Source organism: Shewanella sp. UCD-KL21, from assembly GCF_001957135.1.
Taxonomy (GTDB): Bacteria; Pseudomonadota; Gammaproteobacteria; order Enterobacterales; family Shewanellaceae; genus Shewanella.
The window spans coordinates 13,331-40,151 of the sequence record NZ_MPHK01000015.1 but is presented as its reverse complement, the minus strand read 5'-3'; the positions used below and the strand labels follow the sequence as shown (position 1 = coordinate 40,151).

Genomic DNA, 26,821 nt, shown 5'->3' with positions numbered 1-26,821 from the left:
CTGCTGAAGCTGATGCAATCAATAGTGTCAGCTTAGATGACGCTTTAGTGGCGAAGGCTAAGACCGGCGATAAAGCAGCGTTTAAGCGACTTTATCAGCGCCATCAAGGCCGTGTGTATGCAATTTGTTTGCGCTTAAGTGGCAGCGCCGATCATGCCGATGAAATTTGCCAAGACTGCTTTGTCAGGTTATGGCAAAAGCTCGATCAGTTTAATGGCGACAGTCAGTTTACGACTTGGTTATATAAGCTGTGTGTTCACCAAGCCATTAACAGCATGAAAGCAAAGCAGCGCTTTTGGCATCGGTTTTTACCAGAATCAAGCTTGAGTGAACACCATCAAAGTCTCAGCGAAAATCATCAAACGCAAAACGGCCATCAAGAGTATCACCGCCTTGATAAATTAATTATGCAACTGCCACAACGCACCCGCGTGGTGTTTGTACTGTGCGCCATTGAAGGCTATCAACATGATGAAGTTTCGCAAATTTTGGATATTGCCGTCGGCACCAGTAAAGCCCAGTACCACAGAGCAAAGCAGATGCTGCAGGAGATGTTGGCATGAAAAATAGCAATCAACAACAATTAACAAGGCTCATTGATAGCTTGCCAAAAGAGATCTCACCAAACAAAGATCTATGGCAAGATATTGAGGCGCAAATAAGCGCCCCCACAAATTCTTCAGTGGCAGCAAACCAAACTGATGCAACAACTCAGTACCGCAGCCCTAAGTCGCAATACTGGCGACATCTTGCCGCTGCCGCAAGTGTTGGCTTTGTGCTGCTATTTGGTTGGCTATTAACAAGCCCTACAGCACAAAACCCAAGCCTTGAGCCTATTACCGTCACTCATGCCCTTAGCAATCAATCCACTGAAGATTTAATTGCCTTGGTAGATCAAATAGCCCTGACCCATCAACAGCAAGTTAATGGCTTTGATGACAACAAATTTACTGTAGGTATGCAGCTTGATGATCTGACTAATCCGTTCAATAAAGGTTATAGCGAACTGCAGCTTGCATCAAAAGAGATCCAAAAAACCCTTAGAAGCGATCCCAATAACAAGCAAATGTGGGATTTATGGTTATGGGTAATGAAGCGCGAAATACAGCTATTACAACAACAGCAACGCACCCCAATTAACACGACTCCATCGACTCAAGGAAATACCATATGAACAATCAAACTAGTCAGTTTATCAGCCGACTTATCATTGGCCGCAGTCTGCTATTCACGACAACACTCATAACATCAACAATGGCCTTTGCAGCGCAATCTATTGAAAAAGAAATGACGGTTAATGCAAAGCCACAAATAGAGCTAAAGGTGCAGCGCGGCAAAGTTGAGCTCGTCGGCTGGGACAAAGACCTCATCACAGTTTCCGGCCAGTTAGATGAATTGTCTGAAGGGTTTATCTTTGAGCAAAAAGGCAATCAAATCACTATTGAAGATAAGCTACCCAAAAGCTATCGGGGTAATAATGAAGATGGCTCAAATTTAGTCATCAAATTACCCATAAAGCTAATGCTTGAAGCTGAAGGGGTTTCAGCAGATTACAAGGTTGAAAATCTGTCAGGCCAAATAGACTTGGCATTAGTCAGTGGTAACTTAAAAGCTGAGCAAATGGATGGCGACATAAAACTGCATACGGTGTCTGGCAATATTGAGTCAGACAAGCTCAATGGCAAACTTGAATTAGAAACCGTTTCTGGCGATATCAAAGACAAAAGCTCTGCAGGCAAAGCTCAGTATCGCCTCGTCAGTGGCGAGTTAGAGTCTAAAGATAACCAAGTCACTAAGCTTAGTATCGATCAAGTATCAGGTGATATTGAAGGCAACTTTAGCGCGGTAGAAAAAATCAAAATTGTCAGTGTCAGTGGCGATATCGACATCAGTTTAAGCGCCAAAGTCACTAAGGCATCATTTGATACGGTTAGCGGTGATGTTGAAGTCAAATTCACCCAAATGCCTAACCTGACATTTGAGATTGATGGCGGCCCTGGTGGCGATATTAATAACGAATTAACCGATGATAAACCGTTAGAAGCTAAGTATTCAGCAAGAGAAAGCATCCAATTTACAACCGGCGATGCCACGGGTAAATTTAGCGTTAATACCATAAGCGGCAATATCGAATTGAAGTAGCGTTTTTATCTTCAGGCTACATTTTTTATCTTCAGGCTACATATAGAGGCTGCAGCTACGCTAGCATGGGGATCTTAAGTCTGATATTACTCGGCGCATTAGGCGCATCGCGTCGTCGTAAACTACACTAGAATAGCGTTCCAAACTAGTGTTTGGGCCTTCTACAAAGAAGGCCCTTTTTTTTCACTTAACGCCAGCTCAAAACAACCCTAAAAGCAAGGATAAAGGCGTCAATTTTGTGCCAATTTACTCGTATTACATAGTCATTCGTTTTACATAATCACTCGTATTACATAGTCACTCTTAGCGCTAATAACTCTGATAACCTTGTATAATCTAAAATAATCATCTTGCCTCTGACTAAATCAATATAGCCATCTTCAGCCAACTTGTTGAGTACTTCATTGACTCGAGGGCGGCTTACATTGGCAATTTCACTGAGTTGCTGCTGGGTGATTTTTAGTTCGATAGCAGGTAAATCAATCATGCGTTTAGCACGTACTAATTCCAATAAAAAATGGATGATACGTTCTTCAATACCATAAAATGACAAGTGCATACCTTGAACCAGTTTAGGAGTATTGCGGCGCATAATGCTATAAATAAACTTATAAATCTCAGGGTTAATGTTAGCTAACTCAGTTAATTCACATTTAGGGAAAAACAAGCTGTTGATCGGTTCCAGTTCATTGGTATAAAGACTGATTTTAGGGAAAATCTCAACCGCTACAGCCCCAATCCACATTTCTTTACCAAATATAAAACTCGCTAAAGGGCGGTTATCCGCACTGGTGGTGGCAAATGTGCCCAGACCATTGATACAGTAAAAATACCCCCGTTCACTGTCATCAGCCAGTAGGCTACTGTATTTCTCAATACCTTGATTATCGACAGCAATATCCATGATCTCAGCTTTGGTTCTTTCGCTCAGTTCACAAGGCCAATTTATCTGTTTACGTAACGCGAGTGTCATTTATTCTCCAATCAAACATTTCAGCAAGCGTTAAGCAGACATAACTTGTTTAAAGCTATTAAGCATTGAGCGATCTGTACGTGCTTTTTTTAATTTTCTAATACTTTCTTTTAATGATTGCTCTGCCAAGCGGCCAAACACACCATCATATTCTTTTTCATCAATTTCTTTTTCTGACTCAGCCTCATCTGCAATTTCTTGGGCAACACGGCTTAACTGCATCCACGCATTAGCAATATAAAAACCATGAAACTCCGCCTTGGGCAGTAATTTTTGTGCACTCGCGGGCATTGCTTGCCAGCTTTTAGCAAATAACTCAGCCTTGTCTTCAATTAGCTCATTAAACAAACCTTCATAAGCCTCAAGTAAAGTCTCTGGTAATTTATCCATCGGCAGCACTTTATTAGCGACATTAAAAGAAATCTGCTTTGCTGTTGCTCTATACTCTTCGCTTAGTTGACTCATTAGTTTGTTCTCTATTTCAATGATTAAGTTAGCGCCAAGAATTCATCTGATTAACGCAGTTTGAGTAACTAAGTCGCATTAACAGCACTAAAAATGGCACAGGCACAAGGTATCTATCGCAGAAAATTCTGCTATTTAACCTTTAACCTTATGTTATTTACTAACAGACTAGTATAAACGATATTATCAACGCCTTTATACGTTATAGGCATATATATTGGTTGTTTTTGTGAAGCTGCAAATACCTATCCAGTCAATAATGTGATCTTAACCAGTTAGATTAAAAATGGCTGTTAATTACATAAAATGAATACAAATAACTTACTTATGAATGCAAATAACTTACTCATGAATGATGATGCCTTTAACATTTACCGACTTTTTTAAGGCGTTTTCACCATGGTAAAAACACTTAACAAACTATATTAGCAACGACTACTTTAAAAAGATGAAATAAACAATTAATCAGATTACCCAAGGGTGCATTTAAACAAAAAAACACGAGTAAATATTAACAAAATCACAAGCCAAAGTGTTCTTTGCGTGACAAAGACTTAATAATTTACCCTTTTTAAACAGAAGTTTAGCCACAACAACGCTACTTATACAGCTTTGATTGAACAAACCAAATTTTCTGTCATAATGTTGTGAAGCTAGTAAAGTAAATTAGCAATCTTTGATATAGATCTTATCGCTTTTTTATTAACTTTTATGCCTGCTTAACGATTTATGCAGCTTTACGTAATTCGACATACCCAGATACCTGTACCAGCAAATGTTACCAAACCGATAACAATAAGTTAGTAAAGTTAAGTAAATTTATTGATACTCACCTGCAGAAAAAAGATATTATATATAGTAGTGAAAAATTAAAATTTTTATATTGTTATCAAATACTAAATAATAAAATACAAAAATTAATTCAGGAAAAAGTTGCATGGCCGATATTAAGCCAAATGGCCAATTTTTAACCTGCAGCTTAAAAATATAAAACACTGAGCACAGCTTTGCTCAAGTTGATTAGCATTTTTATAAAAGTTGCCCTAAAAGAATTGTTGCGAGTTAACTAGCTCAGTTTACAGCCTTAGTTAACGAACAAAAACAGCATGAAGGAACTGCGTAAAGCAAGTATAAAAAATTGCATAATAATTATAATTCAACAATTAGCGATTTTAACGGCCTTTACTGTCACAAGGTGAGTCGTTACATCAATCAGCTGCTGTTATTGTTGGTATTAGTCGGTTTACTGAATAGTGCTTCAGTAACTGCTTTTACTTTTGATAACAAGGCAGCTGATGACTTGTTTCATCAATTAAAAACAGAACAGATCACAGATTTACTTGTCATAGAGCAAACATTACTCAAACTCGAGAACATTATTGCCAGTGACGACATTGAGCGCCAGCAGCTGTTACTTACTGAGCAATGTAAAACCTTTAGTTCCAGTGACAGCGAACAAAACAACAACTTTATTACCACGACAAACCAAATTGAGCAGCAATCATTTTTTAGCCCACAAATTCCAATTTTGCTGAATTTATGTCGTTCAAAAGCATTCAGATACCTTGACCAACATAGCAGCGCAATTAAGCTAAACCAGGCAGCACTTGAACAAGCCTTAGCGCTAAATGACAAGCGTATCATCGCCAAAGCCCATAATAACATTGCCAAACAAGCACTTTATCAAGGTCAGTTTTCCAAAGCGATTGATAGCTTCACTCAGTCTTTTGAGCTCAATCAACAAACAGGTTTACAGCATGCTGCTAGCTTAGACTTACTGAATTTAGCAGGTATTTACCGGCGCTCAGGCGATAACGAAAAAGCCCTTTATTACTACAACAGAATAAAGGGTTACCTTAATAAAACCAGAGACTTAATGTTACTTGCCAACGTTGAAAACTCACTTGCTTATATAAAATTAGATAGCGGCGAATACCAGCAGGCACTGGAATACTTTGACAAAGTCTATCAGGTCATCGAGGGGATCAATGATCCGCTTTATACCTCTAGAGTTGCGATTGATATGTCAGCGCCACTGATTAAACTTGGCCGATTAGCAGAAGCAGAAAAGTGGCTAAATCAAGCTCGACCTTACATGACCCCCGAGATGTACTCTCACTATGGCTACATGCATAGTTATTATTTAGAACTGCGCATGTTACAAGGCGACTATGCTAGCGCCTTTGAGCATTTCAATGCAGCAACAGCTAACTTTCAAAAGTATAACCTTCAAAAAGGTTTAGCTATTAGTTATCAGCTAGCCAGTCAGTTATTTGCTCTCCAAGCTGATTATAAGTCTGCTAATTACTGGCACCATCAGTTCTTAAGCATTCATAAACAGCTCGATCAGTTAAGGCTAGACACCTATAATTCTGACATGAGACTCAAGTTTGACTCAGACAACCTAGAAGACAAACAAGCACAGTTAATTGAGTTCCAAGCGCTTAAAGACATTCAGCTTAATGCCACCAAGACTCAGCAAAAATTACAATATATCGCCCTCGCAATGACAGTTATTTTTCTGTTAATACTGATAATTTCAATTATAAAGCTGCAAAAAAAATCACAACAATATCGACAAATGGCATTAAAAGATCCACTCACCAACATCCCTAATCGCTTACATGCCTACGAGGTCATGCAAAAGCTGCTAAAGCAAAAAGTGCAATTTTCCATCTTACTTATCGACGTAGATCACTTTAAGAGTGTCAATGACCGATTCGGCCATGACATCGGTGATATAGCATTACAACTCATTGCGCAAACCTGTCAGCAAAATTGTCGTGAGAAGGATACTGTGGCGCGTATTGGTGGTGAAGAGTTTCTAATCATCATGCCAAAGACAAATATCGAGCAATCGATGATTTTCGCTGAGCGAATTAATCATAAAATGAAACTTGTGAACTCGCCGCAGTTAAACGATAACTTGATATTTTCAGTCAGTATCGGCATAACTAGCGTGATTGATGAAAGCAGTATTTCTACTATTTTGAAACAAGCTGATATTGCCCTCTATGAGGCCAAAAATAACGGCAGAGACTGCTATAGGCATTATCAAAATCTCCCAGACATCATTAAGGGAGACCATTGATATATGTATAGCGGCAATCAAAAAAGCCTTTTCCTCGGCATTAATAAAAACCGGTTTATCCAAATGCTAGTACGTAAGCCATTGCTCATTATTGGCTTAGGTTTAACTATGCTCAGTATGAGTTTTTCAAGCTTTGCCCAAATAGAAAACCCTGAGTTTGATATACTCTTTAACGCTGCCGATCAAACCGATATTAACGATCCTAGTTTTCCGCAAATGGTGAAAGACCTTGAAAGCTTGCTCGATGTAGCAGATATCGAACGCACCTATTTACTACTTCCTAAACAATGCCTTAGCCATAATGTATTTCATGGTGAGCAAAATAAGTTAGCCGATCAGTTCATTATTGATGCCATAAAAACTTACCCAGCAATGCCGGCAAGCACTCGAATAGAGTTAAAACTCTGTGAAGCAACTATCATGCGCTATCGCGGCGATACCTCAGCAGCAAACGCCCTTATTCGTGAAAGTTTGTTAGCAGCAGAAGGGATTAACAATCGCCGCTTAATGGCTGATGCCTATTCACAGCTTGGTCAAATCGCCTCCTATACCGCTGATTTCGCGATGGCGCTAAAAAACCTAATGCTGGCTCATGAGTTATATAAAGAGTTTGATTTACCTACCAGACAGCGCCTCAGCCTATTAGATTTAGCGGTCACTTATCGCCGTATGGGCGAAACGGACACCGCCTTAAAATATTATCTCCAGCTTGAAAAAGCCTTTACCAAGAGCAACCAACTTGATTTGGTAATGTTGGTAAAAATGGACATGGCCTATGCCTATGAAGATTTACGCCAGTATCAAAAAGCTGCCGATTATTATTTGACTATTCTTAACTATTTTCAGGACATCTACACAGATCCGACTTACCCTGCGCGGGTGGCTGTAGATATGTCTTACCCACTTATTGAACTGGGAAAATATCAACAGGCTCTTGATTACTTGAAAGAATATGAAGATGTCATCGGCCCCAATGTTGATACCCATTATAGTTTTATGCAATTGTTTTTCGCTCAAGCAAAACATGGATTAGGGCTAACGGAACAAGCGATACCCTACTTAAACAAGGCCACCGCAGGGTTTAAACGCAATCACAATAAGCGCGGCCATGAAATGCTGCTAAATGCCAAAGTAGATATATATGAATCCTTACAAGATTGGCAGCAAGCCTATGATGCGCAAATTAGCCTATATGAGATACATCAATTAATCGATAAGGCGATGGAAAATCAAAGCAGCACTGAAATGCTAGTTAAATTTGATAGTGAAAAAATTGAAGCTGAAAATGCAGAATTGATCGCATTCCAATTACTAAAAGAGCAGCAGCTAGCCACCCAACAAGACAATGAAAGATTACAATATATTGCATTAATGCTAGCTGGGGCATCATTAATATTACTGTTTATATTTACCCTATATTCAAACAAAAAATCTAAACAGTTTAAGCTGTTAGCATTAACAGATTTATTAACCCAATTACCTAATCGCTTAGCCTTGTATCAACAGGCAAATCAATTATTTAATAATGCCTTAATCAAGCAACAAACTTTGGCTATTGTGTCTTTTGATGTCGATCATTTTAAGCAAGTAAATGACACCTATGGTCATGATGCTGGTGATACAGTCCTTAAAACATTAGCAAGGATTTGCACTAACAAATTACCAGCAAACGCAGTCATTGGCAGAGTAGGTGGTGAAGAGTTCTTAGTGTTATTACCGCAAATTCGCTCCACTGCTGCGATATCACTCACACAAGCGATCATCGAGCACGTATCAAGTCATGATTTCTCAGCAATTAACTCCGAGCTAAAAGTGACCATCAGCGCCGGAGTGAGCACTTATTATGATGAACAAACCTTATCTGAACTGATAAAAAAATCAGACATGGCACTTTACCAAGCCAAAAGAAATGGCCGAAATCAGCTATCGTATTACCATGATGACTCACAGAGGTTATAATAAAACTGTGGATCACTAACCTAGCGTAAATAGCTGTCATCATGCCTAATTCAAATATACCTCCTAATGCTAATCCAGCGGCTAATGCTAATACAGCGGTTAATGCTAGAGCAAAGGAGTCTGCCACAAGCCCCTCAGAGCGAGTACAGCCATTAGCCCATGAGCTTTCAGCCACTGAGATGGCGGAATTAGCATACTTAATCAAGAGCTGGGCGATTGAGTTAGGGTTTTCTCAACTTGGGATCACCGATACCGATCTTAAAACTGAAGAAAGCAAATTGCAGCAATGGCTTGATAATGGTTATCACGGAGAAATGGGCTATATGGCTAGCCACGGCATGATGCGTGCACGCCCCCATGAACTTCACCCTGGTACCGTTCGCGTACTCAGCGCCAGGATGGACTATTTACCGCCACAAGCGGGCTTTGCCACTAACTTATCAGACCCAAACTTAGGTTATATTTCTCGTTATGCTGGCGGCAGGGATTACCACAAACTGATTCGTAAACAGCTTAAAAAACTAGGTGATAAAATCGTGTCACACTGCCATGACTTAGGGCTTGATGGCATTGATTTTAGACCATTTGTGGACTCTGCCCCAATCCTTGAGCGGCCATTAGCTGAAAAAGCAGGTCTGGGCTGGACAGGTAAACATTCATTATTACTAAACCCTGAGGCTGGCAGTTGGTTCTTTTTAGGTGAAGTGTTAATTAACTTACCTTTGCCGGTGGATATTCCTATTGTTCAAAGCTGTAATACCTGTGTGGCTTGCATAAAGTCATGCCCGACTAATGCCATATTAGACAACAATATCGTCGATGGTCGCCGCTGTATCTCTTACCTCACCATTGAATTACAAGGCGCGATACCCGAAGAGTTTCGTCAAGCCATTGGCAATCGCATTTATGGTTGTGATGATTGCCAATTAGTGTGCCCTGTTAACAGTAAAGCGCCGCTAACTCAGCAGAGCGATTTTCATATCCGCAGCCAGCTTATTCAACCTGATTTACTCGAATTATTTGCTTGGACTGAAAAGCAATTTCTATCACTCACTGAAGGCAGCCCTATACGCCGAATTGGCCATAAAAGCTGGTTAAGAAACATTGCAATTGCCTTAGGTAACGCGCCGTATAATCAGCAAATTATTGATGCGCTTAACCTACGCAGATCTAGTGATGAAGTCGATGAAATGGTCATAGAACATATTGATTGGGCACTGGCGCAACAAGCACTTAAACAGCAAGATTTAACCTCTAACGATAAAACACAAACGGCGCCTAAAAGTCATTTAAGCCGTAAAACCCTGCGGGTGATCCGCAGTGTTGAAAAAGGCTTACCTAGAGACGCTTAACACTTTTGTTTATGGTCATTCTTCAAACCTCACTTATTCAGTGAGGTGATTTCTGATCTAAAGTAAAACCGACTTTAATAGTGACTTGCCAGTGAGCAATTAAACCTTCTTCGAGGTGGCCTCTGGTCTCAACAACCTGAAACCAACGTAAATGTTTCAGCGATTCATTAGCTGCTGCAATTGCATTTTTTATCGCATCATCAGAGCTAATAGGAGACGATCCTGTTAACTCAATAATTTTATAAGTGTGGCTCATTTGTCACTCCTGTCATTTTAAACTCAATCACCATCGACATTCTGTAAAGCAATACCTGTCTGAGTATAGATAAGCCTAGCAAAACTGCCTAGTCACAGATAAAAAACCTCAAAAAGTCCTTTCTCAATGACGTTTAAGCTAATAATCACCTTTAAAAGTCACTTTTTATAAAATCAAAAGCTGTAATTTTTACATCAAAAACAACCATAAAATTAACAAGCAAGCCACATTTGTGTAAATAAATTACACAGGCGTCTGGACGTCTAGAAGTTTGTTGTGATAGTCTTGATACAAGCAACCGAATTGATTTCACCCGTAAGTTGAGCAAAATTCATGTGAGGATAATATGATAGAGCTGAGACACCTTCGAACTCTGATGGCACTAAAAGAAAGTGGTAGCCTTGCTGGTGCTGCGAAAAAACGCTTCGTAACTCAATCAGCGCTATCTCATCAAATAAAAGAATTAGAAACACGCATTAATTCGTCTATTTTTATTCGAAAGAGCAAACCATTATCTTTTACTCAAGAAGGCGCTCGACTACTTAATTTGGCGGAGGAAATTCTCCCTAAAGTGATGGTGACAGAATCAGATCTGAAAAAAGGCCTTGATGGAGAAGCGCAATCTTTAAAATTGGGTATTGAATGCCATAGCTGCTTTCGCTGGTTAATGCCGGTGACCGAGGCCTTTAAACAAATTGCACCTGATGGCCGCATTGATTTATCTAGCCGTCATTTATTTGATTCATTAAATGCCTTAGAACTTGGTGAATTGGATATTGTACTCACTTCAGATCCAGTACCAGGGCATGCACTTGCCTATCAACATTTGTTTGATTTTGAAGTGAAATTAGTGGTTTCAAATGAGCATCCTCTAGCAAAACAGCCATTCATTAAACCTGAGCAGCTCGCCAAGCAAACACTGATCACTTACCCTGTACCATTGCAGCGCCTTGATATTTATAAGCACTTTTTAGAACCTGCTGGTGTGGAGGCTGGTGAACAAAAGCAATGTGACTTAACAGCAATGCTACTTCAACGTATTGCCTGTAATGATGGCGTCGCAGCGCTGCCAAGCTGGTCAATTAATGAAGGACATGGACTTAATTTAAGTTCAGTAAAACTTGGCAGCGAAGGTTTAAAAAGGCCGTTATTTGCAGCCTATCGCCGTAACACATCAAATACCCATTTAATTCAAAAATGGCTCACCTTAGTGGCTGCTGAAGGGTTAAAGTTACAAAGATTAAGTCAAAAGCACTAAGCGCTTTTAGAATGAGCGCGTACAAGCTGCGAAAAAGCCATAAAAAATGCCACGATTAGCGTGGCATTTTTATGTCATGGGATTAATCAACTCGCCATACTAGCTTCATTAATTGGGTTAATTAATTGGGTTTATCAAAACATTACGTTTGCTCAGCACAGCTCTAAGCACTAAACCTGCAGAGTTTGCATTGCGAGTTTGGTTAATATTATGGGCCACCATAAATTCATTGCGTAACTCATCATCTAAACCAAGGGCCTCAAATGCTTCTATAGATAAACTTTGCTGCTGGGTATCTATGAGGTTTTTAATCACCTGTAATGCTACAGGCTTTTCAGAGGCAGCATTTAAAAATGCAAACGCACTTAAGGTAATCACTTGACCAAACACACTAAATAGCGCCAAAGTTTGCAGTTCATCTGCATCAATATCAATAGCTTGTTTATTGTCTTCAAGCTCACGTAAATAATGCACTGCATCGGTGGCGATATTTTCAGTAAGCGCCCAATAGCCTTTAACCAATTTACAATATGGTTCAGGCAATTCATCTAAGCGTTCTTTTAGATAAAACGAGAAGCTATAGCGATAAATATTGACTTGGCCTAAACGGATAAGCGCATCTTTGATGCTGCGATTTTTTGTCGCAATTACGCCACCAGCTTGTGCGGTATTACTGCGCCAAAGTAAATGAGCGGCAAGCGCGGGATCGCTGGCAATGATATCGATAATAATGCGGATATCAGCTTCATTAATTAAGGCCTTTTTTAAAGGGATCAAAATACCACGGCGCCCAATGACTTGTTCTTCGTTGCCAATAATAGCTTTGACTTGAGTGAGTACTTGCTGCTCAAGGTAGGTCATAAAGCGATGCTTCCCTGTATAATTCTTCGTTCTCGATTAACGAATTTATCCATAGAAGCCCTACAAAGGTCAAGTGATTAATGCTGATTAAAGCAAAAAGCCGACAAGTGCTTTGTCGGCTTTAGTATCTTCAGTGTAATTCGCTGGGTAATAAGGCATTATCGTCTAAAAATCAGACACTTCACTTATTACCTGCTAGCTCATTACAAAGGGGGTTTTAAAAACGATAACCTAAGGTTAAGCGAATTGAGCGACCATTACCCGAGTAATAACCATTACCCCAAGCCGAGTAGTACCCCGCGCTGACATAGTCTTTATCTAACAAGTTGTCAGCCCGTAAACTGGCACTCCAGTCATTACGAGTATAATTAATCGCTAAGTTCGCTAACACATAGCTGGATAACTTAGGGTCAACATTGGCGTTATCGCCCTCAATAAAGCGCTTGCCTGTATATATACCTTCAGCAAAGACTTGCCACTGCTGAGCAATATCATAACTGACATACGCACGGGCATTATGCTTAGCAACCCAAGACAAAGCCTTACCTTCGTTCTCGCCCTCAGTAAATTCTGCATCAATGTAATCGTATGATGCACCTAGCAGCCAATCAGTCGCGATTTGCACGTCATAAGCTGCATTAACCCCATAACGGGTTGATGCATCGGCATTAACGTTAGCACCGCCGCCCTGTGGACCATCAGTGCGCCCTGCGTCATACACAATTTCATCTTCCAAATCTAAACGGTAAAGGTTTAATTTGAAGCTTTGAGTGGTGGTCGTCCAGTCCCAACCGGCTTCATAGGAGCGACCGGTTTGTGGATCAAGTCCTATGGTATTGATTGGGGTATAAGCTTGTTCATCCACTTTGGCAAAACGGAAGTTGTCATTGGCGCGAATGTAAAAACGATGCGCAAGGCTTGGACGATAATTTAACCCTAACTCAAATGCATGGGCATCATTATCTAATTCGGTGCGATTTGGATAAAGTGTTTGATCGTACAAATCATCGGTGACTTTTGAGTAGCGCCCACCAACAACATAAGATAATGACGGCGTTAACGGTACTGAGGCTTGCACATAAGCACTAGTCACTTTCTGTTCATTGTTACGCTGGATATAAGCTAGATCAAAATCGGCCTCACCGATACTTAAATCAATCCCGGCAACAATGTCTAAATCACCATTATCTAACTGGTAATTTGCGGTTGCTTTCGGTGAAAAGCTTAATAAATTACGCTCAATACGCCCAGTACTGCCCCAAAGGAAGTTAGTGGTTAGGGTATCTGAGTAAGTTAAATCAGCTGCTAGCGCCCACTCTTTAGTTAATTGATACTCATAGCCACTGCGCAGCGCTGTGGTCATTTCATGGACATAATCATCATCCGTATAAGGCGCAGCCTGCGTTGGATCGTCTTTAAACTGCTCCAGTGTAAGTGCACCGGGTGCTTGACGATGATTATCAAAGTAGTTGGCTTCAACAAAGAAATTCTGCACATCTGTTTGGTATTGTAAACGGCCTAGAATTGAGCCGGTTTCACTGTCATTATTATCGCGATAGTTGTCACTTTGATTGTAACTGCCCGCAAAATAATAGTGCCACGCTTCATTAATTTTGCCGGAGATATCCCCTTTAGCTTCATAAGTATCAAAGCTGCCAGCACTTAATTGAAGTCCTCCGCCATCTTTATTCGGCGCTTTAGTTATGATGTTAATCACCCCACCTACGGCTTGATCGCCATAAAGCACCCCTGCACTACCTGATAATATTTCCACCCGCTCAACTTGATTTAACGGCACTGCATTGATGCTCGGTGCGGCAATATCAATATTATTTAAACGACGACCATCAATCAAAATAAGGGTATTGCTGGCGGCTTGAGACGCTGAAAAACCGCGCATGGCAAATGTCGTACCTGAGTTATTATCAGACACTTGAATACCCGCTTGAGAACGTAATAACTCCGTTAAGCTCACCGCACCACTAAGCTGAATATCAGCTTGATCGATCACATTTACATTCGCAGCAATATTAAGAGGATTGGCATCTTGACGACCAATAACCACAATTTTTTCAACCTCTGCGTTGGCAGAGTTGTCTGTTGTGGTTTCAGCGTAAGCAACTGAGGTTGTTGAAGCAGCTAGACCTAATACTAGGCTTAATGCTGATGCGATTTTTGTTAGATTTGTACCCATTTACCTTTAACTCCTGAAAGGAAAAATGGGGCATATTTGCCGCAGCGTGTCGTACTCGTAAATTTATCAGTTAGCGATAAGCCATGATGATTTACAAGCAACGAGCTACATTTCGAGATCTGCCCACCGAAATCTCAAAATCATCTATAGGGCCGGTCTCCGGACTTAGGTTAAAGTAGCAAAGCTACTGACGAACATGAATTTTTAACGTTAAATAGCAGCTTAAATTTCACAGCTACAAGCTTTAACGCACTCAGTCCTCACCATTACCGTTGCGGGGGCAGCACTAGATTTTCACTAGTTTCCCGATTATCCCGTGTCATACACAGGCACCACTATAAATTGACGATAAATTATATAAACTTTTTAATTGCTAGGACGACTTAAAACAGCCATATAACAAGCTGATATAGTATAACGTGCTTATGGGGATTTTTGATATAACGAAAATGAATCAATCATATTATTCAACTTATTGAAATATAGTTTGAATAATATGATTACTCATTAATCGGTCGCTTATTGATATACCGATTATTGATAAATAGGAATGGCTAGAAGCGTAACTGCTGAATATTCGACATAAATTGACGATGATTCGTCGACTTTAATGGCGCTGAGTTTTTATTAAAAACATCGCCGCGCATAGACTTATGCATAAAATACAAGTCGTTAACGCCTTTAATTACGGCGTAATAACCTATTTCACCTTGCTGTTTAACTGAGCCACCCTGCTGTAAAAAGTTAGCCATAACGGTACAGCCGATAATGCCGTGATAGGCTTCTTGACTACTAATTTGGGTTTTTCCAAGTTGATCATAAACCACCTCACCTTGGCAGCTGTCTTGGTAGGTGCTAGCAAAGTTATTTAAAAATTGCTCAGGCTCGATATTTTCCGCCAAGCCCTCAAAACCTTGAATACAGAATAAATCAGACCAATTATTTAAACTTTCGCCTGCAGGAACAAACTCAGCTTTATACATATTCCCTTTGCTAGAATTAAATGCCATATTCCAGCCGATAGGCAGCTCAAAAGACACGCTTTTGGAAAATATTGATAACTCACGTTTTGCAGCGTTAGTTGCATCTGCTGATTGATTGGTGATGCTGTTGAGGTAAGACTGTGGCTCTTTGGCCATTACTTTATTTCCAGGGCCTAATAACAACAGCCCTGAAAATATTATTGTCGTAAAGCAAGCTTTCATACCTAATTCGTCCTTGGTATTGGTGCTGAAAGGTGAAGTTTGGTTTATTCAAAAATAAATACGGCAAACCTTGTCACCAAGTTGTTGCATTACTGTAATGTTTTAACGCTTAATCTTCAACAACATCTGCGCTATCGGCAGCATCTATTTGCTGAGCATCATCTGATAATGCATCTGCTTCATCGGTTAATGCTTCTGCAGCAATTGCATCTGCAATTGATTTAGCCTTAAGCTGTTTTTCTGTTTTACGTTTATTGCGTTCAGCTTGAGTGGTTAAAAAAGCGGGAAGCTCTTGCTTACCCCAAGCTTCAGCCTCTGCTTCTGATGCAAATCCGTCATGACTTTTAGACACGATAGTCTTAGTTGCAGTCATACGACGCGTGATTTCAGTTTTCCAAGTTTCACCAACTTGCACTACTCTAAAATCATATTTTTTTGCTTTAGTCATTTTGGGCTTTTTCCTACAAATTTATCGCCACGCATCGCGCGTGATAGTGGTTATTGAGTAATAAGATGACATCACCTGATTACTTTACTAATTGATTTGATCCAACGATCATCATTTCACATTTTAGGCAATCGAAAACCAGCTTTAAGCGGTCTTTGCCAATATCGAGCACCATTGGGTCAGCTTTAATGCCTTCAACTTCTTTAGGGCATAAATTAAAGCTGTAACGTAAGCAATGCTTAGTCACCATTAATGGTGCATCGGTTAATAGTTTGTTTTTCTCGTAAGTGTCTTCAATTTGAACCACACCGTGTTGCTCATAAAATTCACGAGACTTATCGTTTGCAACATTAGATAAAAAACTTAAATACTTTTGCGGAAAACGGGCTGACTTATCATGCTCAGCTCGCTGTGGTCGCTGGTAACCTTTGACTCTGGCGTCATCAAAAGCGGCAATGGCATCTCGTCTTAAACCATTAATCACTGACGCTGGTAAAAACCAACGATTAGCACATTCAATCGTTAACTGCTGTAACTGATAGTCACTGTTACCCAGTTTGCCGAGCTGCGTTCGCAGGCTTGCATCTGCTTTGGCATAATCTTTTGCCGGCTCTTTTGCCCACTCAAGCTCTACGGTAACGCTATGGGCATGCTTGTCACTGATAGTCAGTGAAATGCCTTGCGGCGTATCAGCCAATACCATATCAACCGCAATGTTACGGCTAGCAGAGTCTTTAGATAACAGCGCATCAAATTGATGATCGAAGTTTCTAAATAACTCCACACCGACTTTTAAGTCTTTCGACACATCGGTCAGATATAAAGTATTACCATCAGCGCGGTTAACCCTTAAGCCTTTGGTTTTTTTATCAGATAAACGCTGCTTTTGATAACCATCAATAAAGAAGCACAAGCCATCACCGTTATTAAACTCAACGGCTTTACCCGCTTTACTGCTATCGACTTTAATAAAATCGCGGCCAACACTAGTAATAACCCCCACTTTTTCACCAATGTACTTTGGCGAGCTAAAATGCTCAATTTGCTCAGTACGTTGATTAATAAAGTAATCTGTTTTGCCGCGGTTAAAGCTTTTTTCAGGATCTGGCGTAAAAGTAAATTCGCTTCGACCATGAGACATTGACTCAAGATCGCTGCGGCGATCAATAATCGCATCTAACTGCTGGCGATAATGGGCAGTGACGTTTTTAAGATAACTAATATCTTTTAAACGGCCCTCCACTTTAAATGATGTCACGCCTGCATCAATTAATGCTTCTAAATTCTCAGTTTGGTTGTTGTCTTTTAATGATAACAAATGCTGATTTTCAGCTAAGACTTCACCATCACGGGTGGATAAATCGCAAGGCAAACGGCACATTTGTGAACATTCACCACGGTTAGCACTGCGATTAGAAAACGCATGGCTGATGTTACATAAGCCGCTATAACTGACGCACAATGCGCCATGAACAAAGTACTCAAGCTTAAGTTGCGTACTGGCTGCAATCTCTTTAATTTGCGGTAAATTCAGCTCACGGGCTAATACCACCTGTGAAAAACCGACCTGTTCTAAAAACACTGCTTTTTCAGGGGTGCGATTATCCATTTGGGTACTGGCGTGCAGTGCAATTGGCGGTAAATCTAACTGCAACAAGCCCATATCTTGAATAATTAATGCATCCACACCTGCTTCGTATAATTCCCAAATAAGTGCCTGCGCTTTGGCAATTTCGTCATCCATTAAAATGGTATTTAACGCCACAAACACTTGAGCATGATAACGATGAGCAAACTCTGCCAGTCTGGCAATGTCTTCCACACTATTACCGGCATTATGGCGTGCACCAAATGCAGGTCCGCCAATATATACAGCATCTGCACCATGACGAATTGCTTCGATGCCGTAATCAGCATTTTTAGCGGGTGCCAGTAGTTCAAGCTGCTTTTTCTCTTGCGACTTGCTCGCTAGATTTTGAGAACCTAGAGATTGAGTATCTAGAGTCTTATCAGTGGTTTGTTGTGGGGAAAATATCTCAACAGAGCTCATAATGGGCAGTATCTTTTCAGGGTAATAATAAAAAATGCATCAAGAAGGTGAATTAAACACGGACAATAACCACGTGTCAGGCACTCTCTTGACGCACTGTTGAGCTGCTAGTTTAGCAAAAAATAACCAATATCGATGCTTTTACTTAAACAAATGCTGAATATTCTTAAAATCTGTTTTGCCTTCAGCGATTTCTTGCGGGTTTAAGCCTGACACTTCATGAGGAAAAACAAGCCACTCTTCAGACTCATGGATAAAATAATCCGGCTTTAAATCAACTGCAGTATTTTTGGGTTTGTAATAAGGACAAGCCACTCGAATATCTGTCGGGATATTTTTGCGCATGAATTTTTGCAATTTATCAATCAATGCATCAACACTGCGGCCAGAATCAAATACATCATCCACAATTAATAGACCATCGTCAGCATTAGCGTTTTCAATGATGTAATGTAGGCCATGAACTTTGATTTTTTTGCTTTGCTTATCAGTGCCAATACCATAATAAGATGACGTTCTTACTGCGATATGATCGGTTTCAACATTCTTAAAATCATAAAATTCTTGCACTGCAATACCGATTGGAGCGCCGCCACGCCATATCCCGACAATAAATTGCGGTCTAAAGCCGCTATCGTACACTTGTGCTGCAAGTTTGAATGAGTCTTCAAGCAACTGCTGTGCGCTAATATAATGTTTTTCTGTCATTGGATAAGGCCCCTATTATTTTATTGCGGCGGATTTTATACCAATTATAGGTAACTTGTCTGTTAGGAAGAGAAATATTTATTAAATCGCCCTAACGCTGCACAATGCTTACTGGCCGTAAAACCACTTATCGCGAATAAACGTTAGCAATAACTCACTCAAGTAGCAGTTTAAATCAATGGGGTTTACAGAAAGAACAAAGGCGATATAAATGATATAAACACCTGAATCAAAAGCTAAACTTAAACCAAAGCAGGTTAATATCGCTTGCAATAAGGTGAATTTAGCCCCAGCATGGGCACAATTTTACGTCCAAGCTACTGTTTTATTACCAGCTTTAACCCCAGCTAAAACCACTGCCAAAGCTTCATTAAAAATTGATCATCTGACTAATTAAACAATCGCCTAAGTCATAGGAATTGTTGCTGCTGGCCGATAAATGGCCGCTTAAGGGATTAGTGCGCTTTCTTGGTGATGCGTCGTGACCACTGAGCAAACGCTAATTCAAGTTTGTCGTCAGTGAGCAATTTTGCCAAATTTGTGAAGCATGGCAAATCCAACGCCTAAACTAGCCCTAATCGCGGCTTTCTATTGCCGTTTTTTTTGCTAAAAAGCACTAGGCCATCACAGTTTTAGCGCTGACACTGCTAACGGATTCAGTCATAATCGCAGCTAACTTTATGGCAGTTAAGCAAGAGCTTAAGTTGCTTGAGTTATTTAAGTTGCGTAAGCTTAATTATCTCTCGCGATATATCGCCAAAATCACCCCACTTTGTCGAGGCATACATGATAAAGATTAAACATATTGCATTCACTCTGGCTGTTGCTGCATTCACATTAACCCTAACGGGCTGTGGCAAACCTGCTGATACAACGGTTACAACAGCAGAAAAAACTGCTGTTGAAACGGCTGTAGAAACTGTTGAAAAAACGGCTGTAACTCCATCTAGGTTTGTTGAAGGTCAACATTACACTCAAATTTCTGATGCACCAGCATCAAGTGAACCTAAGATTTCTGAATTTTTCTCTTTTTACTGCCATAACTGTTACAACATGGAAACCCAGTACCTGCCAGAAATTAAAGGTAACTTGAATAAAGAGATTAACTTTGAAACAAAGCACGTTGACTTTATGAACAGTGATATTGGCACTGAAGTCATGCGCGCCTTAGCCGTTATTCATGAAGTGGGTAATGCGGATGTATTAAATAAAGCCATGTTCCAAGCGATTCAAGGCGAAGGTGGACACCACGACCACAGTGCTCCAGGTCATAGCCATGACGAGCCTGAAATCAACAATCGTGACGATATCAAACAAGTGTTTGCAGCTCACGGTATCGATAGCGCCGCTTATGACAAGATTGCTGACAGCGAAGCTACAGATAAGAAATTGTCTCAATGGCGCCAACAGCAAATCATGTACCGCGTTCAAAGCGTACCGACTTTCATCGTTAACGATAAATATGCTATCAACATGAATGAAATGCGTACTCTTGACGATCTAATTGACGTGATGAATTACCTAGCGTTAGAAAAGAAATAAGCTAGAAAAGTATCATTTCTAAGTACAATATTTAGCGTATTAAAAAGCCCAATCATGATAATCATGGTTGGGCTTTTAATTATATTTAATAAATTATGGCATTTATACAGTCTTAAGAGTTTCTGACCATATCAATAATATGAAACATGGCAAACACGATATGTACCATCAAGAAACCCACAAAGCCTTGGGCAAATAGGATGTGGTATTTACGCCACATTAACGCATCACTGCTACCTTGAGTGATAAACCATGCGATACCGGTAATGCTCACTAGCGCTATTAAAATTAGCCCAATACCTTCCACAACACTGAAAATACCTTTGCCACCAGAACTCGGTAACTTGCCCTGCTTTAACTGCTTAATTTCATCGACACATTGGGAAAAGTCTAATCTTAACCACGGAAAGAACTGACGCCAGTGGCCATTTAACAGATTCTTCAGCATAAATAACAAACCAAATATGGCTGCCACTAAGCCTAGATACACATGCAAGCTGTCCCAAATACTGGCATTAGCGCGCAATTGGCGGCCAATTAATATCCATGGGCTGGTAACCACTAGAAAAACGCTTAAGGCAATTACAATGACATGCAGCTTTTCGGCAATAGCACTAACCAAAGCAGATGACTTTTGACTCATGAATTTACATTCCTTTTGTAATGATAAGCACTTAACTTATTCTCAGTCTTAAGCTCGTTAAGCGCTGTGAATTAGGTCTACATAGGCATCTACTTTTTCCCAGTCGGTGTACTCAACTTGGGTATTAGGATCGGTAGGCCCTTTGGTCATCCACATGATAAAGCGAATAATATTACGATCCATTGGACCGTAGCCTTGATAATCTAAATTACCACCAAACACTTCCAGCACTTTAGGTTGCCAGTCACTTTGCTTTAAAAAAGCTTGCATATACATATTGGTGTCTGGGGTATTTTTACCCGGTTTCCTAGCCACTAAACTCACAGAGAAAAAACCATTGGGTTTACTATCAAGGACTGCTTTATTGTCGGTAGCAAATTGATAGAGTGCGGGGCGGTGCTTACCATGGCGGATACTGGCACCAATAAATACTTTATCAAATGCACTGATATCAGGCGTATCTTGCAGCGCTGCTAAGGTGACTGTGTTGCCTTTAGCGATGAGCTTTTGCTGCATGTAATCGCAAATCTTACGGGTTTGACCGTGAACCGTTGAATAAATAATTAAAATGCTACTCACGTTAACCTCAATATTGACAAATGTTATCTGTTATTAACCTCATCTTAATTGAATTAGCGCAACAATTACATGGATCAGATCACGACAAATCAGTCGCAACAGCCATTAATAATCAAGAGTTTTGGCCAGCTCACAAAAAGCTAGATAAAGTCTAAGCTTCATTCACTTAAGTTTTTTAATTTGTAAAAAATACAAATCGAAGTCAGCTGCGATTAGCACTGCTACACCAATTCAAACTGTCCAGCTCAAGCACGCATATCGCTAAAGCCCTAGGGATAGTTTCTCAATAGAGCGCATTTTACACTTAGCGCTAAACGGCAAATTATGTAACTATGTGGCTAATATTGAGAGACAAGGAAAAGTGACCTTAATGCCCGCAGTTTCAGATAAAAATCCGCAGCAATTATTATTGTGGATGACCTTCATCATGTCGATGGTGTTTGCCGTATGGCAAGCCTTACTCAATAATTTTGTTATCGAGAAAGCGGCATTTACTGGGGCTGAAATTGGCCTACTGCAAAGTTTGCGTGAAGTACCTGGCTTTTTAGCCTTTACCGCTATATTTGTATTACTGTTAATTCGAGAGCAAACCTTCGCGTTGTTGTCACTGGCGGTATTGGCCATTGGCATTGCTATAACCGGCTTTTTCCCTAGTGTATTAGGGCTTTATATCACCACCGTTTTAATGTCGATTGGCTTTCATTATTTTGAAACCGTTAATCAATCATTAACGCTACAATGGGTGGATAAATCAAAAACAGCTGAGTTTTTAGGTAAGGCGTTAGCATGGCGCTCTGCCGCCGCTTTACTGGGTTATGGCAGTATTTGGCTGGTAATGAGCTGGCTAAAACTCGATTATGTGTGGATGTATGCCATCATCGGCGGCTTAGGGTTAATTGCGGTTATCATGATGAGTCTGTATTACCCACATTTCCCTATTGCAGAGCCGCAGCACAAAAAGCTTATCTTTAGACAGCGTTACTGGCTTTACTACGCACTGACGTTTTTATCAGGCGCCAGAAGACAAATCTTTATGGTCTTTGCCGGTTTTATGATGGTGGAAAAGTTTGGCTATTCAGTCACCCAAATCACCTCACTGTTTTTAATCAATTACGTGGTTAATTTGCTATTTGCCCCAGCCATCGGCCGCTTGATAAGTCGCATCGGTGAACGTAACGCCTTAGTGATTGAGTACCTTGGATTAATTATTATTTTTGCCAGTTATGCCGTCGTTGAGCACGCCACCCTAGCAGCAGCCCTGTATGTGATTGACCATCTATTATTTGCTATGGCTATCGCCATGAAAACCTACTTTCAAAAAATTGCTGACCCTAAAGATATTGCCGCCAGTATGTCGGTAAGCTTTACCATTAATCATATTGCCGCGGTGATTATTCCGGCACTGTTAGGCATATTATGGTTAAGTTCGCCTCAGTGGGTATTTATGATTGGAGTCGGCTTTGCTATATGCTCGTTAATATTGGCATTAAACATCCCGACATCTCCTGCTGCTGGCAATGAAACTAATTGGCGTTTTGTTACAAAAACATCAAAACTCAAAACACCATAAAATAATAAGAATAAACAATAAGAATAAAACAATGGCAAACATTCAACCGCAAATCGCTGAAGCCCAAGTCTCTACTAAGGGCTCAACTAAAGCTTCGGCTAAGCCGCTAAACCCAGCGCAGGCAAACGACAACGGCGCTAAGGTTTCAGCAAGTAAAAAAGCACTTTTGCTGGGTAAAGTGCTGGGATTAGCCAGTGAAGAAGATTATCGCCCTTCTAGTGCATCCATTGCTGAGCGAGCTGAGTTTCGACTACGAAAACTGCATTCTCAGCATCAGCTTAATCTGGAAACCATCTTTAAATTGGCTCTCACTTATACGCCTACCGATGTGACAGGAGAAGATTTAGACCCTGATTGGAGTTACCAGTTTTTTCAAATGGCTGAGCAAATTAATAGCCGCAGAATGCAAGATTTATGGGCACGCATTTTAGCCAGTGAAATCGTTAAACCGGGTAATTTTAGTCTAAGAACATTGGCAACCCTTAAACAACTGACCCAAAGAGAAGCCCATATTCTTGAAAAAGCCTTGGGCATGTCAGTAAAACTTAATCACGAAAGACGTTATAAACTGCTCAGTGGCTATCGTATACATGGCGGTATCAAGCAATATTTTAGAAAATCGACTCTGATGAATTTCGGGCTATCGAAATATGGTTTGCCCTATTCGAGCATATTGACCTTAATTGATGCGGGAATACTTCACAGCAGTGAATTTGAAACAGGCACCTTAGATAAAGGCTTTAAAATTCAATTAAATATGATAGATAACAAAATAGCTATTGAGCCTAATAGCAATAACTTACTATTCAGTTATTACCGCTTCACCCCCATTGGAGACGAACTCAGCCAACTGGTTCACCCTAAGGTTGATAGTGCTTTTGTAAAGGATTTAACCGTACTACTTAGCAGAGACTTTAAGGTAGAAAGTTAATAGTAGCGATACAGATGCGAGATTATTCAGAGTCTTTAGTTGAGGCGACTGTGGCTTGAACATCTGCTTGAACATCTGCTTGAACATCTGCTTGAACATCTGCTTGAACATCTGCTTGAACACCAGCTTACATCTCACCATGCTCATAAAGAGAAGAATGCTGAGCTTTATGCATCGAAAATAAAAATTGTCTGAGAGTTTCTCTTGAGTCCTCTCCGACAATAATTGTTGCTGCAATAACGCCATTGTCTGAGCGCACTTTTTTATATTCAATATCAAAACTAATTTCATGGGTAAGCACCAAGGTGCCACGTCTAGGTTTGCTTGACTCGATAATCTGCGGGGCATCTAAAGTGACACCAGTGCTTGAAAGCGACAACACATCAATGGCTAAATTAGTATCAAAATCAATAATTCTGACATTATCTAACTCTTTCATGCGCCAGCTTCTATCTGCACCTCGGGTATCTACGACTTCTGGGATCCCCAGTTGAGACACAAATTGGCCCAGTTCATCCATTTTTAAAGAGAAAGGAAACCATAAACGGTAGTGACCAATTTCAGCCAATAACGTCATCTGAGTTTTCCCTAACAAACTGGCTAAGGCTTCAGGCATTTCAGTGGTCACGGCAACGGAGTCAGCATCACTTTTACTAACAACAGGAGGCTGCTTGGCAAAAAGTTCACTAAAACAGGCTAACTCTTCTTTGGTTAATGTTGAAGTCATTGTCAATCCTCCCTGATGTCTATATTTAAGATAGCCTAAAAACATTAACACGCAAGCAACAATTGTTCAAATATGTAGCTATGTTCAGTTTTAATAAAAATCAATAAAATTATAGACTTTCAAAATTTAGCCTATACCTAGAAAGAGTTAGCCACCTACTTGAAACCGGCTGGTGATTCAACGACTTTCGAATCAATTATCTCAACAATACTTAAGTCATCCACTCACTCTGAGCAAATCTAGCGCCAGCTATTTAGCGCCATATCATTCTCAAAATAATCTTGGGGAAATAAATAAGCCACAATTAGATTGCGCGCAATCCAAATTGGGTTTGTTGTTACTCCCAGTTAAATTGTGCGCAACTTAAATTTAAGTATGCATAACAAGATAATAATTTTAATTATGTAATTTGGAGTAATAATGGACATCATATATTCAGCATCAGCAAAAACTACCGGCGGTCGTGATGGACGCTCAGTATCTTCAGACAACAAACTTTCTGTTGAGTTAAGTACACCAAAAGAATTAGGTGGCGCAGGCGGAGAAGGCACCAACCCAGAGCAACTTTTTGCAGCCGGCTATTCAGCCTGTTTTATTGGCGCGATGAAATTTGTTGCAGCCCAAGATAAAAAAATCCTCAGTGCAGATGTGTCAGTAGGGGCGACCGTGGGCATTGGCGCTAATACACAAGGCGTTGGGTTTGCCATTGATGTGGCACTTCGCATTGATTTACCAGAAATGGATAAAGAAGCTGCGCAAGCATTAATCGAAAAAGCCCATCAAGTATGCCCTTATTCCAATGCCACCCGCGGTAACATTCGCGTCGAACTCACATTGATTTAATCGAAAACCTATAGCTAAAGCCAGATAACGAAAAGCCCCAACAGTCCTAACTAACAGGACTGTTGGGGCTTTTTTTAGCGGCGTTTAAAACTTATCGAGCAAGGTTTCAGAAAAATCAGCCGCTGTTATATCTAAATTTAACCCTTCAAGTGTTAACGCAACAGCGTCAATATCAGCTTGAACAGTGGCCAGTGTCAGGGTGTTATTATCTAACTCAAACACTTGCTTTTGAGTCGTCAAATAAAACAATAAAACCGTTAACGCATCTGGGTTATTGTCGCTAGCGGCCAGTTTGATTTTAGCCAGTTTGCGATAAATTCGATTATGCAGTTGTTTTAACTTCCAAACCCAGTAAATCTCTTTTAGGTATTCATGTTTTTTATAATAATTCATTACTAGGCTGCAGCTTAGTACCGCAAGGATCACTCCTAACAAGTTTAGGTGAAAGTGCCCTGTGGATTCACCACTCACCAGTGACTTATTGCCAAATAGTTCAATTAGTACAGCACCAAAACCAAGTGATAATAGAGTTAAACTTGCCACTAACGAGGCCAAAACTACATTCATACGTTGACGATATTGCGCCTTATCAACCTTCATTAACTCCATGGTACAACCTTAAAAAAATATGATGAGTTATTTTACACTGAATAGAATCGCAAAGTAGTCATTGCTAAGACTATTTTAGTTAAGGAATAAAGCTTTATCGTGTCAGTAGCCAAACTTCAGCCTGAGTTTTAATCAGCACGCATTAACAGCCATTGCCAATATTTTCAGATTTAACTTAACTACTCAGTAAAATGCTACCTAGATGATTTTATGATAAAAAACCTTTCAGCTGCGTTTATTTTGACTAGGCTTAACACTAGTGGTTATTTTCACTCATTCGCAAAAATTAAAAACAACCTGCTCAATTGATAAGTCATCAAAGACACATGAAAGCCTAAGGGTGAATTATTGATGCCTATTGCTGTTGCCTGTCATCAGCTTGAAAGAAATTATAGTCATAGTGTTTCTAAGCATC

Annotated in this window: 24 protein-coding genes and 1 riboswitch; of the genes, 11 read left to right on the top strand and 13 right to left on the bottom strand. The window is 40.2% G+C overall.

What is annotated here, in order from left to right; genetic code table 11:
• Positions 1 to 17: 17 nt before the first annotated feature.
• From BM739_RS13770 to BM739_RS13760, 3 genes are read left to right on the top strand one after another with little or no spacing between them, the layout of a single operon-like run.
• A complete protein-coding gene (locus BM739_RS13770) occupies positions 18 to 563 on the top strand; it encodes an RNA polymerase sigma factor (protein WP_076541686.1) in 546 nt (181 codons plus the stop codon).
• Positions 560 to 1,174 carry an anti-sigma factor gene (locus BM739_RS13765; protein ID WP_076541573.1) on the top strand — a complete coding sequence of 205 codons (615 nt, stop codon included), beginning with the start codon at positions 560 to 562 and terminating at the stop codon, positions 1,172 to 1,174. Before BM739_RS13770 ends, BM739_RS13765 begins: the two co-directional genes overlap by 4 nt.
• The gene (locus BM739_RS13760; protein WP_083698171.1) at positions 1,171 to 2,142 is read left to right on the top strand and encodes a DUF4097 family beta strand repeat-containing protein; all 972 of its coding nucleotides are present in this window, start codon (positions 1,171 to 1,173) and stop codon (positions 2,140 to 2,142) included. Before BM739_RS13765 ends, BM739_RS13760 begins: the two co-directional genes overlap by 4 nt.
• A 289-nt stretch (positions 2,143 to 2,431) precedes the next feature.
• Here BM739_RS13760 and BM739_RS13755 read toward each other — a convergent pair whose 3' ends face one another.
• A complete protein-coding gene (locus BM739_RS13755; protein WP_076541571.1) occupies positions 2,432 to 3,115 on the bottom strand; it encodes a Crp/Fnr family transcriptional regulator in 684 nt (227 codons plus the stop codon).
• Between the two features lie 30 nt (positions 3,116 to 3,145).
• Positions 3,146 to 3,580, bottom strand: coding sequence for a DUF3069 domain-containing protein (locus BM739_RS13750; protein ID WP_076541569.1), 435 nt, complete (start codon positions 3,578 to 3,580; stop codon positions 3,146 to 3,148).
• Between the two features lie 1,195 nt (positions 3,581 to 4,775).
• Between BM739_RS13750 and BM739_RS13745 the strand changes: the two genes are divergently transcribed.
• From BM739_RS13745 to queG, 3 genes are all read left to right on the top strand, one after another.
• Positions 4,776 to 6,671 carry a tetratricopeptide repeat-containing diguanylate cyclase gene (locus BM739_RS13745; RefSeq protein ID WP_175609532.1) on the top strand — a complete coding sequence of 632 codons (1,896 nt, stop codon included), beginning with the start codon at positions 4,776 to 4,778 and terminating at the stop codon, positions 6,669 to 6,671.
• Between the two features lie 3 nt (positions 6,672 to 6,674).
• Positions 6,675 to 8,630 carry a tetratricopeptide repeat-containing diguanylate cyclase gene (locus BM739_RS13740; RefSeq protein WP_076541565.1) on the top strand — a complete coding sequence of 652 codons (1,956 nt, stop codon included), beginning with the start codon at positions 6,675 to 6,677 and terminating at the stop codon, positions 8,628 to 8,630.
• Positions 8,631 to 8,809: 179 nt separating this feature from the next.
• The gene (queG, locus tag BM739_RS13735) at positions 8,810 to 9,982 is read left to right on the top strand and encodes a tRNA epoxyqueuosine(34) reductase QueG (RefSeq protein WP_076541682.1); all 1,173 of its coding nucleotides are present in this window, start codon (positions 8,810 to 8,812) and stop codon (positions 9,980 to 9,982) included.
• A 37-nt stretch (positions 9,983 to 10,019) separates the two neighbouring features.
• Here the strand turns inward: queG and BM739_RS13730 are convergent, their stop codons facing one another.
• Positions 10,020 to 10,238, bottom strand: a complete 219-nt coding sequence (locus BM739_RS13730; protein ID WP_076541563.1) for a dodecin — start codon at positions 10,236 to 10,238, stop codon at positions 10,020 to 10,022.
• Between the two features lie 346 nt (positions 10,239 to 10,584).
• On the opposite strand from BM739_RS13730, the gene BM739_RS13725 reads away from it, so the two are divergent.
• The gene (locus BM739_RS13725; protein WP_076541561.1) at positions 10,585 to 11,496 is read left to right on the top strand and encodes a LysR family transcriptional regulator; all 912 of its coding nucleotides are present in this window, start codon (positions 10,585 to 10,587) and stop codon (positions 11,494 to 11,496) included.
• A 117-nt stretch (positions 11,497 to 11,613) separates the two neighbouring features.
• Here the strand turns inward: BM739_RS13725 and BM739_RS13720 are convergent, their stop codons facing one another.
• The 6 genes from BM739_RS13720 to BM739_RS13695 form a co-directional block, all read right to left on the bottom strand.
• Positions 11,614 to 12,357, bottom strand: coding sequence for an HDOD domain-containing protein (locus tag BM739_RS13720; RefSeq protein ID WP_076541559.1), 744 nt, complete (start codon positions 12,355 to 12,357; stop codon positions 11,614 to 11,616).
• A 217-nt stretch (positions 12,358 to 12,574) separates the two neighbouring features.
• Complete coding sequence (locus BM739_RS13715) at positions 12,575 to 14,551, bottom strand: TonB-dependent receptor (RefSeq protein WP_076541557.1); 1,977 nt, start codon at positions 14,549 to 14,551, stop codon at positions 12,575 to 12,577.
• A gap of 132 nt (positions 14,552 to 14,683) precedes the next feature.
• A riboswitch (cobalamin riboswitch) is annotated at positions 14,684 to 14,903 on the bottom strand.
• 202 nt (positions 14,904 to 15,105) lie between these two features.
• Positions 15,106 to 15,756 (bottom strand): hypothetical protein, encoded by a 651-nt coding sequence (locus BM739_RS13710; RefSeq protein ID WP_076541555.1) that lies wholly within the window; start codon positions 15,754 to 15,756, stop codon positions 15,106 to 15,108.
• Between the two features lie 109 nt (positions 15,757 to 15,865).
• Entirely contained in the window at positions 15,866 to 16,204 is a 339-nt protein-coding gene (locus BM739_RS13705; RefSeq protein ID WP_076541553.1) for a DUF3622 domain-containing protein, read from the bottom strand.
• A 79-nt stretch (positions 16,205 to 16,283) separates the two neighbouring features.
• Positions 16,284 to 18,254 (bottom strand): U32 family peptidase, encoded by a 1,971-nt coding sequence (locus BM739_RS13700; RefSeq protein WP_076541551.1) that lies wholly within the window; start codon positions 18,252 to 18,254, stop codon positions 16,284 to 16,286.
• Between the two features lie 141 nt (positions 18,255 to 18,395).
• Positions 18,396 to 18,962, bottom strand: a complete 567-nt coding sequence (locus BM739_RS13695) for a phosphoribosyltransferase (RefSeq protein WP_076541549.1) — start codon at positions 18,960 to 18,962, stop codon at positions 18,396 to 18,398.
• Positions 18,963 to 19,748: 786 nt separating this feature from the next.
• On the opposite strand from BM739_RS13695, the gene BM739_RS13690 reads away from it, so the two are divergent.
• Positions 19,749 to 20,504: a thiol:disulfide interchange protein DsbA/DsbL gene (locus BM739_RS13690; RefSeq protein ID WP_083698169.1), complete on the top strand. Its 756-nt coding sequence runs from the start codon at positions 19,749 to 19,751 to the stop codon at positions 20,502 to 20,504.
• Between the two features lie 112 nt (positions 20,505 to 20,616).
• Here the strand turns inward: BM739_RS13690 and BM739_RS13685 are convergent, their stop codons facing one another.
• Both BM739_RS13685 and hemG read right to left on the bottom strand, forming a co-directional pair.
• Complete coding sequence (locus tag BM739_RS13685; RefSeq protein WP_076541547.1) at positions 20,617 to 21,147, bottom strand: cytochrome b/b6 domain-containing protein; 531 nt, start codon at positions 21,145 to 21,147, stop codon at positions 20,617 to 20,619.
• A 57-nt stretch (positions 21,148 to 21,204) separates the two neighbouring features.
• Positions 21,205 to 21,726 (bottom strand): menaquinone-dependent protoporphyrinogen IX dehydrogenase, encoded by a 522-nt coding sequence (gene hemG, locus BM739_RS13680; RefSeq protein WP_076541545.1) that lies wholly within the window; start codon positions 21,724 to 21,726, stop codon positions 21,205 to 21,207.
• Positions 21,727 to 22,096: 370 nt separating this feature from the next.
• On the opposite strand from hemG, the gene BM739_RS13675 reads away from it, so the two are divergent.
• Together BM739_RS13675 and BM739_RS13670 are read left to right on the top strand one after the other, a co-directional pair.
• Entirely contained in the window at positions 22,097 to 23,296 is a 1,200-nt protein-coding gene (locus tag BM739_RS13675) for an MFS transporter (protein WP_076541543.1), read from the top strand.
• A gap of 31 nt (positions 23,297 to 23,327) precedes the next feature.
• On the top strand, positions 23,328 to 24,227 hold the full coding sequence (locus BM739_RS13670) for a TIGR03899 family protein (protein ID WP_076541541.1): 900 nt from the start codon (positions 23,328 to 23,330) through the stop codon (positions 24,225 to 24,227).
• Positions 24,228 to 24,354: 127 nt separating this feature from the next.
• Here BM739_RS13670 and BM739_RS13665 read toward each other — a convergent pair whose 3' ends face one another.
• The gene (locus tag BM739_RS13665; RefSeq protein ID WP_076541539.1) at positions 24,355 to 24,954 is read right to left on the bottom strand and encodes a hypothetical protein; all 600 of its coding nucleotides are present in this window, start codon (positions 24,952 to 24,954) and stop codon (positions 24,355 to 24,357) included.
• A 420-nt stretch (positions 24,955 to 25,374) separates the two neighbouring features.
• Here BM739_RS13665 and BM739_RS13660 point away from each other — a divergent pair, with 420 nt between their 5' ends.
• Entirely contained in the window at positions 25,375 to 25,797 is a 423-nt protein-coding gene (locus tag BM739_RS13660) for an organic hydroperoxide resistance protein (protein ID WP_076541537.1), read from the top strand.
• 84 nt (positions 25,798 to 25,881) lie between these two features.
• Here the strand turns inward: BM739_RS13660 and BM739_RS13655 are convergent, their stop codons facing one another.
• Complete coding sequence (locus tag BM739_RS13655; protein WP_076541536.1) at positions 25,882 to 26,406, bottom strand: DUF3087 family protein; 525 nt, start codon at positions 26,404 to 26,406, stop codon at positions 25,882 to 25,884.
• Positions 26,407 to 26,821: the final 415 nt, after the last annotated feature.